We start from the raw sequence: 7667 nt of genomic DNA, 5'->3' as shown, positions 1-7667 counted from the left end.
GGTGAGGGACAGGCTCCGTTCTGGCTTGGCACTTTTCACGGCCTCGGCGCGCGGCAGCTTCGGGCGGAGCCTGAGGTTGCCCAGTTACACCCGGGCTTTGACATCCGCGATGCAGACGATGCGACGGCTATGATCCGTCGTCTCATGAAGGCCATGGACCCGGATACTGTGCCCGAACCGGACACAGGCAAGAAGTGTGACGTCCGACAGGTCAAGACAATGGGCGAGCGGATCGGGCATCTGAAGGAGAACCTCGTGACACCTGAGGCCGCACCGGCCTGGGTGCGCGGGCTGATCGAGCGCCGCCGTGCGGCGCGTCAGATGGTCGATGTCGAAGGCTGGGAGTTTGCTGTCCGGCTCTACCAGATCTATCAGGCGACCCTGCGAGAGCAGAATGCCGCCGATTTCTCGGACCTGTTGATGTGGCCAACGCTTGCGCTGATGAACGACCGATCCTATCGTGACAGGTGGTCGCAGCGCTTCACCTCCGTGATGGCCGATGAGTTTCAGGACGTGAACCGTGCACAGATGCTGTGGCTCACCTATATGTCTGAATACTCACGAGAACTCTTTGCCGTGGGCGATGATTCGCAGTCAATATATTCCTGGCGTGGGGCCAAAATTGGCTTCATCCGGAACTTCGTTCGTGAGTTTGACGGGGCCAGACTTTTCAAGCTCGAAAAGAACTTCCGCTCGACGCATCATATCCTCCAGGCCGCCAACGCCATCATCGCGCGAGACCCGGGCCGGATCCCGAAGACGCTGTTTACCCAGAAGGGCGACGGTCAGAAGATTGAGGTGCTCTCCTACGATTATGCGTCAGATGAGGCCGACGCGATTGCAGCCGAGATGGGACGTCGTGCGGCAGAAGGTGTGGCCTGGCATGACATGGCGATGATCTACCGGATTAACCGTCTGTCCCGCTCGCTGGAAGAAGCGCTGCTCAAGGCGCGCATCCCGTACGAGATCATCGGCGATGTCGGCTTTTATCATCGCGCCGTGGTGAAGGACGCGCTGGCTTTCCTGATGCTGGCGGCCTGTCCGGACAGTCGCCAGTCCGATGAGGCGTTCCGGCGCGTGGCCAATGTGCCCAGGCGCGGCCTTGGCGCCAAGGCGCTTGGCCAGATCGAGCAGGAGGCGCAGGATCGCGGCCTCAGCCTGTGTGCGGCCGTCACTACGGCAACGCTTCCCTCCAAGGTGCGTGACAGCCTGCTTGCTTTCCGTGAGACGGTCTCCCGGATCGGGCAGATCCCGGACATGCGGCTTTGCGATCGCCTCGATACGCTTCTGAAAGAGACGGGCTACTACACGATGTGGCGGGAGGCCGCGTCCGAAGAGGGGGAGACGGCCTTGCAGAACCTGTCCGAGCTGGTCGGGCTGGCCGAGGGCTTTACCCAGCTTCAGGATATTCTGGAGCACGCAGCCCTTGCCACGGCCTCACCGAATGAGCGCGGACGCGACCGGGTGCAGCTCATGACCATGCATCGGGCTAAGGGTCTGGAGTTTCCCCACGTCTTCCTGCCAGCTTGGGAGGAGACAGTCTTTCCGGGGATGGGCGAGCGCAATTATGAGGAAGAGCGCCGTCTGGCCTATGTGTCGCTGACCCGGGCCATGCAGCAGGCCACGATCAGCAGTGTCGGCTATCGTCAGGGTGTTTCAGCGAGGCCGTCAGGCTTCATTGAGGAAATCCCAGCCGAGCATCGCGTGACGGGCTGGCTGCGCCAGCAGGGGCAATCGAAGAGAAGAGAGGCAGGGGGCCGGTTCCGCCACACGGCGGCCGCTCTTGATGCCATGGGGTTTTAAGGGATGTCCGATCATCACAGTTCTGACGACAGGCCTTATATCTCTCATCGGCCCAGGACGAAGTCCGGCTGGCTTTATGACTGCGAGGTTTGCGGGAAGGGCGCAGCTTTCGGGTTCACCGGACCGAAAGGCGATACACACTCTTGTTCCGAACATCGTCATCTGGGACGAGGTGTTGTGCCCGCTCCCATGCCGCGAACCACGCGGCCTCAGTGACTTGTCAGGCTATCTTTTGTATAGAGTGCCATCTTGCACAGTCGAAATTTGAAAAGGGAATTTGTAATGACCTCAAATAGTGAGACAGATTTTCGGCGTCTGACAGCCAATATTGTGGAAAGCTATGTGAGTGCCCATGAACTTCCCGCAGAGCAGATTTCTGATTTGATCCGCAGTGTTCATACAGCCCTTGCGTCGGCCGGCCAGCCGCCGGAGCCAGAACCAGTTGAGCTGGTCCCGGCCGTCCATCCGAAGCGGTCCGTGTTCGAGGACTACATCATCTGTCTCGAAGACGGAAAGAAGCTGAAGATGCTCAAGCGCCATCTCAAGAGCGTCTATAATCTCACCCCGGATGAGTACCGCTCAAAATGGGGACTGCCGTCCAACTATCCCATGACGGCGCCAGGATATTCACGGCATCGGACCGAGCTGGCTCATCAGATCGGTCTTGGGACCGCGAAGGGTGGTCGGAGCCAGCCTACACCTGAGCCCGAAGAGACCGAGCCTGAGGTGCCCGTGCGGAAAATCCCGGAGAAGCGTCGCGGACGCCCTGCAAAGGGCTGAGTCTCTTTTAAGAAGTCGCAGAAGCGGTCTTTACCTTTGCGGGGTAAAGCGATCTTTTCAGATCCCATGAACCGCAAGGACAGACCGTGACCCGCCTTCTTTCTTCTCTCGCCCTGGCAGCCGGCCTCACGGCCGCTGCGCTTTCGCCAGCCATGGCCCTCGATCCCGCGCTTGGGAGTATGGGGTTTGCGCCCCCGAAACCAACGTCCAAAGGCCATGCGGCCTCTGTGTCGACGTCTTTTGCAGCCATTCCTGACAGCCTTCAGGATCTTCTGAACAAGAATTATCTCATCCATTCCAGCGCAGGCGAGGAGGGCAATATCCTGATCCTCCAGAAGGATAATGGTGCGGCACAGCCTTACACCTGGGTGCGGTGCGAGCTGATTGGTGATCATAATGGCAATACGCGTCTGACCTTCAGTCAGCATGTGACCTCCACCTGCTGGAAGCTGAACTGATGAGTGATGTGATGCCGGTTTCAAAGGTAGGACCGTTCCGTCCGCAGACCCAGCAGGTTGTGGATGCTCTGAACACGGCCTTTCCTGGCCTGTATGCGGGTGTCTGCAAGGCCTCCGATCTGCCATCCGAGGCTGAGGATGAGCATGACGACGATCTCGAAGAGGACGGACTGCTCAGCGATTTCGTCTTTCTGTCGGATGGATGGGCTGTGCGGGTCGATTACGATCCCGAAGACCCAGATCTCTGTCTTGGCCTGTCTGCTGGCAGCACGAAAGCACCGGCTGAAGGTCTCGAAGTTGATCTTGATGACGGTGAGGAAATTCCGGATGGCGTCCTGAAAGACGTCACGGACTTTATTGACGAGCAACGCCAGGCGTCGGCAAAACACTAACCTGTCTCGATAAAGGAGACCCCTCTGGGGCTTTCCTTATCCATCTCAGCAAGGAAGGACTGGCCGCGTGACTGGTGAACCGATCTATCCCGCCCCCTGCACATATGAGAGCCTGACCGAGCAGCAGAAAGAGGCTGTTGGTCAGTTCATGTCAGAGCGTTTGAAGCAGAAAACCCGAGGTATTCTCCCGGGAACGCTGCATACGGTGGTCGAAAAAGGGCGGACGCATGCGTTCGTCTCCTGGGACGAGCATCATGTTTATGAAGTCAGCCCGATCACCAGCCTTCGCCTGGTGCTCGATCCTGATGGACGCCCTTTGGGCTGCCCGAAAGACGGGCTGCTGTATCTCTCCGACGTTAGCGGGGAGGTGGTTGTCCGGATCCTTCCGACAACCCGGTATACAGCGGCCGCCATCGGTATTGCCGTGGAATAAGACGCTATCGCCTATCTCTTTGTGTGATGGGCGACGCGCACGATCCTCTGCCACAAGCCCATCATCAGTCCTGACGCCTCTCCGCAGTTGTGTCGCAGTTCGTCGGCGAGGGCGTTCGGGGTTCTGACACTGGCCTGAAGGGCGGGCGTCACGCTGGCGCGCCCTGTCAGGACCACGCGATTCAGGATCTCCACATCCAGACAGGCCTGTGACGTCACAGCGCGGACGGCTGCGCAATGGCCCGCATTCTGGCGAAGAGGGCTGTAGATCAGCCGGCCCTCTTCTTCTTTGCCTAAACGTTGGCGCCAGTATTCGTCATTTGGATGCCCGCTCAGATGGCCCGCATAGTGCTTGGTCTCGATGACCATGAGGGCACGGGGCAAAAGGACGAGATGGTCGATCTGGGTTGTGCCTTCCCCCGAGGCTTTAGGTAGATGAACGTCGTGGAGACTGGGCTGTCCGAGTTCGTTCAGGAGGGTTCGGATCCTGTCTTCGCCTTTCGCACCTTTGAGTTCTGCCTGAAGGCTCTTCCAGGCCGCGTGCGCGTTGTCGCTCCGCTCAACGCGCGAAGGCCCACCCCGGGGCCTCAGCCTCAGGCGAACCACTGGTGGTATTCCCGTTTGTGAGAATAAGTCGTCATCCTGTTCTCCCCTGTATCTGTACTGAGGGTAAGACTAGGCCTTCGGCCTGCGACTTATACGCTGAGGGACAGCGTTCTTACGGACCGCTACCCAGAGACCCATCCAGCAGCGCCAAAGCAGAAAAAGAAGACAAAAAAAAGCCGGGGCAAAGCCCGGCCTTTCTGATCCCATACGGGAGAGTGGCTTTTACTGCGGTTGACCGTTCGGCGCTTCGGCCGCAGTCCCATTCATCTGACCCGGCTTTGTGGAATGCTCCACGTCATAGGCCGTGGCCTTCTCTTCATAGGAGCCTTTGGCTCCTGGATGATCCTTGTCATAAAGCGCCGCCTTGTGACGTGCTTCCTTCCGATATTCATGTCGGACGTACATACCGGTGATGCATCCGCCCGTGGCGCCCAGAACACCATGATGGTTGGCAACATGGCCACCTACGGCGCCTGCGGCACCGTACTTGAGGCATCCACCCGGCTCTGCCTGGGCGGAAGCAAGTGTTGTTCCCAGAAGTCCGGCAGCAGCGGCAATCATCAGGGAAGTTTTCATAAAAGCATCCTGTTTCTCAATAGGCTCCGGCGAGGCCGGTTGGTTGAACATCCATAGAAACAGATGAAGGATAGAGGAGTTGCTGGTGGGGACAGGCAGGGAAGGGGCGAGAAAAGGAAGTCCAGTCGCCACAGGCCGTCTGGCCGCCACAATGGTTCGGCCGCACGCGGCCCGCGCCCTGGAGGGCGCGCCATTGTCCCGTCCAGCCGTCTGCGCCTTGCGGGAGAGCATCTGAAAAAAGAAAAGGATGCTTTCCGTGGCTACTCCCGTCACAACAGTCTTCACGCTCACCGGCCCGCAGGACCGTCTGCGCCAGATCGCCGGAGAGCGCGCCTACCGGACCTGTGCACCAGACCAGATGGCGTGGGAGACCGACACCACACTGGTGATGACCCTCGAAAACGGGATTGGAACCTCTTTCCTCGGTCACGGGCACGGCCTTGCTCACGAGTATCCGGACATCGCTATCCGCGGCATGGAGTATTTTGACTGCTTCGATGATCCGGACTTCGCCAAATGGGAGGGAGGCCAGCTCGTGTACGAAGCTGACCTTACTATCGTCTTCTCGATCCTGTTTCCAACGGACGCATCACAGGAATGGGCGGGGTGCTGCGCAAACTTCTGGCACAGGTCTCCCGCCCTCACAGCGGCCGTAACCGAGAACTGCCCTGACTTTGACCTGATGCCGTTGCGGCAACTGACTGGGCCAGAGCCCGGCTGGGTTCAGACGACGGACGGTTTTGCCACCCTCTTTCTCCGGCTGCCTTCAACACCCGACGCGCAGGACGGTCTCGGCGTGGTTTTCTATCCGACACTCGGACGATTCACTCTGATGACACGGATAGACCGTCTCGGCGGCGTGGCCCGGTTTCAGCGTCAGACTTACGGGCAGATCAGCGCACGGTGTCCCGAACTGCGTGCTGTCCTGCGGGATTGCTGGAAGGCTGACGAGAAGAAAAGGCGCAAGGCCCGTCAGGAGCGGAAGATTCTGAAAAGGAAGACGCAGAAGGAGAGCGGGGAGGGAAAAGACATCCTTTTCGATCTCTTCGATCCAGACCCGTGGGTGATATAATGGGCAGAAGAAAAGCAGGATCGGGGCGGCCCTAACGGGTTCGCTCACCCTATCTCACTAGGCTCCTGCGTCGCCAAGTTCGACCGAGCCACAGGGTCCAGCCGCCCTTGGTCGGGCGTCTGGTCCCTGCGTCTCGGCCCTTTCGGGTAACGGTTCACCCGCATCCTTTTCCGATGACGGACGGTCCTGGTCTGGGTGATCTGTTCGTGAGACGGCTCCTCAACCTCCCCGGCCAGTCCTGCGGACCGTCCGGGGAGGCACGTTCCACGACGGCGGCCTCGCATCCAGCGTTCAGTCTGACAGTCGCCGTGCCAGTCCGTAAAGCCACTGCGCGACCCTCGGCGGCAGGTGTCAGGCCCGCGTCTGCTGCAGGGCCGCACGCGACCCCGCATCAGCCGCAAGCCTGCCCCCCTTGCTCGGGACGCTCCGGGCTTGACGGCCTGTCCCGTCGCCCGTCCTGGCCGGTGGCAGGATGGGCTCAGGAAAACGCCACCGTCGTTCCACTCTCGTCGCCGTCAGTGTGCTCGCCGCACGGGCAGGATGGGTCTAGGAAAACATCAAATACCCATTGAGTAATCAACAAGTAAAACGCCTTTTCCGTTGGCTTTATTTCTTTGAAAACGGCGGTTTTCTGCCGTTTTTCGTTGACTGGAACCAAGTAAAAACCTATTATCTATTCATGGACAGAGGCAATAACGCCGAACAAGTCCAGTCGATACGTTCCCTAAGTCTTGGAGGCTCTCATGGCTGGTTCCGTTAACAAAGTCGTTCTCGTTGGCAACCTTGGTAAAGACCCGGAAGTCCGCAATATGCAATCCGGGTCCAAGGTCGTGAGCTTCCCGCTCGCCACGTCTGACACATGGAACGACCGCCAGAGCGGCGAACGCCGTGAGCGCACCGAATGGCACCGGGTCGTCATCTTTAATGAGCGTCTGGGGGACGTCGCAGATCGGTTCCTCCGTAAAGGCCGCAAGGTCTATCTCGAAGGCGAACTCCGTACCCGTAAATGGACAGATCAGGGCGGTCAGGAGCACTACACCACAGAGGTTGTCATTGACCGTTTCCGGGGTGAGCTGGTGTTGATCGACAGCAACCGGGGCAATGGCGATGAAGGCGAGGGCGGCTTTGCTGGTGCAAGCAGTGGCGGCCGGTCCGGGGGATCGTCTGGCAACGGAAACCGCAATGCGGGCTGGGACGCACCGGGCGGGAACGACCTCGATGACGAAATCCCATTTTGAGGCCGGGGAAAAGGAGCGTAGCGCCAGATGAACAAAGACCGCCTCATGGCGCTGCTGCCCCCGCCGCAGCGCTCCAAACACAAGGAAGACCGCTACAAGGCGATTGCCAGCGTCCTTCAGACATTCGCCCTCAGCGCGTGGGGGCTTGGCATCGTGACCCCACTCATCTCCGGGACAGGACCGTTGACCCCCATGCGTGCCGTCACCTGCTTTTTTCTGGGAGCCGCGCTTGAGGCAATTTCTTTGACTTTTCTGGCGTATATCCCCTATCCTGAGGACAAGACGGAGGCGAAAACCAATGGATAACGTA

Annotated in this window: 12 protein-coding genes; 10 read left to right on the top strand and 2 right to left on the bottom strand. The window is 59.3% G+C overall.

Going from position 1 to position 7667, the window contains the following annotated elements; translation table 11 throughout:
• The 5 genes from GCE01_RS16115 to GCE01_RS16095 form a co-directional block, all read left to right on the top strand.
• On the top strand, positions 1–1803 hold a 1803-nt coding region (locus GCE01_RS16115), incomplete at its 5' end, for an ATP-dependent helicase (RefSeq protein ID WP_099213645.1).
• Positions 1804–2085: 282 nt separating this feature from the next.
• Entirely contained in the window at positions 2086–2583 is a 498-nt protein-coding gene (locus GCE01_RS16110; RefSeq protein WP_015074916.1) for a MucR family transcriptional regulator, read from the top strand.
• An 86-nt stretch (positions 2584–2669) separates the two neighbouring features.
• Positions 2670–3041: an ABC transporter substrate-binding protein gene (locus tag GCE01_RS16105; RefSeq protein WP_099213644.1), complete on the top strand. Its 372-nt coding sequence runs from the start codon at positions 2670–2672 to the stop codon at positions 3039–3041.
• Positions 3041–3433, top strand: a complete 393-nt coding sequence (locus tag GCE01_RS16100) for a hypothetical protein (RefSeq protein WP_099213643.1) — start codon at positions 3041–3043, stop codon at positions 3431–3433. The genes GCE01_RS16105 and GCE01_RS16100 overlap by 1 nt, the downstream gene beginning before the upstream one ends.
• Positions 3434–3500: 67 nt before the next feature.
• The gene (locus tag GCE01_RS16095; RefSeq protein ID WP_099213642.1) at positions 3501–3866 is read left to right on the top strand and encodes a hypothetical protein; all 366 of its coding nucleotides are present in this window, start codon (positions 3501–3503) and stop codon (positions 3864–3866) included.
• A gap of 11 nt (positions 3867–3877) precedes the next feature.
• On the opposite strand, the gene GCE01_RS16090 is transcribed toward GCE01_RS16095, so the two are convergent.
• Positions 3878–4471: a nuclease-related domain-containing protein gene (locus tag GCE01_RS16090; protein ID WP_099213641.1), complete on the bottom strand. Its 594-nt coding sequence runs from the start codon at positions 4469–4471 to the stop codon at positions 3878–3880.
• A gap of 222 nt (positions 4472–4693) precedes the next feature.
• Complete coding sequence (locus tag GCE01_RS16085; RefSeq protein WP_099213647.1) at positions 4694–5047, bottom strand: hypothetical protein; 354 nt, start codon at positions 5045–5047, stop codon at positions 4694–4696.
• 85 nt (positions 5048–5132) lie between these two features.
• On the opposite strand from GCE01_RS16085, the gene GCE01_RS16955 reads away from it, so the two are divergent.
• The 5 genes from GCE01_RS16955 (at position 5133) to GCE01_RS16950 (ending at position 7663) form a co-directional block, all read left to right on the top strand.
• Positions 5133–5282, top strand: a complete 150-nt coding sequence (locus GCE01_RS16955) for a hypothetical protein (protein ID WP_167386195.1) — start codon at positions 5133–5135, stop codon at positions 5280–5282.
• 12 nt (positions 5283–5294) lie between these two features.
• Entirely contained in the window at positions 5295–6119 is an 825-nt protein-coding gene (locus GCE01_RS16080; protein ID WP_099213640.1) for a hypothetical protein, read from the top strand.
• A gap of 173 nt (positions 6120–6292) precedes the next feature.
• Positions 6293–6691 carry a hypothetical protein gene (locus tag GCE01_RS16075; protein WP_099213646.1) on the top strand — a complete coding sequence of 133 codons (399 nt, stop codon included), beginning with the start codon at positions 6293–6295 and terminating at the stop codon, positions 6689–6691.
• A gap of 171 nt (positions 6692–6862) precedes the next feature.
• A complete protein-coding gene (gene ssb / locus GCE01_RS16070) occupies positions 6863–7357 on the top strand; it encodes a single-stranded DNA-binding protein (RefSeq protein WP_099213639.1) in 495 nt (164 codons plus the stop codon).
• A 27-nt stretch (positions 7358–7384) separates the two neighbouring features.
• Positions 7385–7663, top strand: a complete 279-nt coding sequence (locus GCE01_RS16950) for a hypothetical protein (RefSeq protein WP_010505526.1) — start codon at positions 7385–7387, stop codon at positions 7661–7663.
• Positions 7664–7667: the final 4 nt, after the last annotated feature.

The sequence above is a fragment of the Gluconobacter cerinus genome, assembly GCF_002723935.1.
GTDB lineage: Bacteria > Pseudomonadota > Alphaproteobacteria > Acetobacterales > Acetobacteraceae > Gluconobacter > Gluconobacter cerinus.
The sequence above is the reverse complement of the archived record's forward strand: the minus strand, read 5'-3'. Positions and strand labels throughout refer to the sequence as shown.

Coding starts and splice junctions, on each gene's coding strand:
- GCE01_RS16110 (WP_015074916.1), top strand. CDS start 2,086: ATGACCTCAAATAGTGAGACAGATTTTCGGCGTCTGACAGCCAATATT.
- GCE01_RS16100 (WP_099213643.1), top strand. CDS start 3,041: ATGAGTGATGTGATGCCGGTTTCAAAGGTAGGACCGTTCCGTCCGCAG.
- GCE01_RS16085 (WP_099213647.1), bottom strand. CDS start 5,047: ATGAAAACTTCCCTGATGATTGCCGCTGCTGCCGGACTTCTGGGAACA.
- GCE01_RS16080 (WP_099213640.1), top strand. CDS start 5,295: ATGCTTTCCGTGGCTACTCCCGTCACAACAGTCTTCACGCTCACCGGC.
- GCE01_RS16075 (WP_099213646.1), top strand. CDS start 6,293: ATGACGGACGGTCCTGGTCTGGGTGATCTGTTCGTGAGACGGCTCCTC.
- ssb (WP_099213639.1), top strand. CDS start 6,863: ATGGCTGGTTCCGTTAACAAAGTCGTTCTCGTTGGCAACCTTGGTAAA.
- GCE01_RS16950 (WP_010505526.1), top strand. CDS start 7,385: ATGAACAAAGACCGCCTCATGGCGCTGCTGCCCCCGCCGCAGCGCTCC.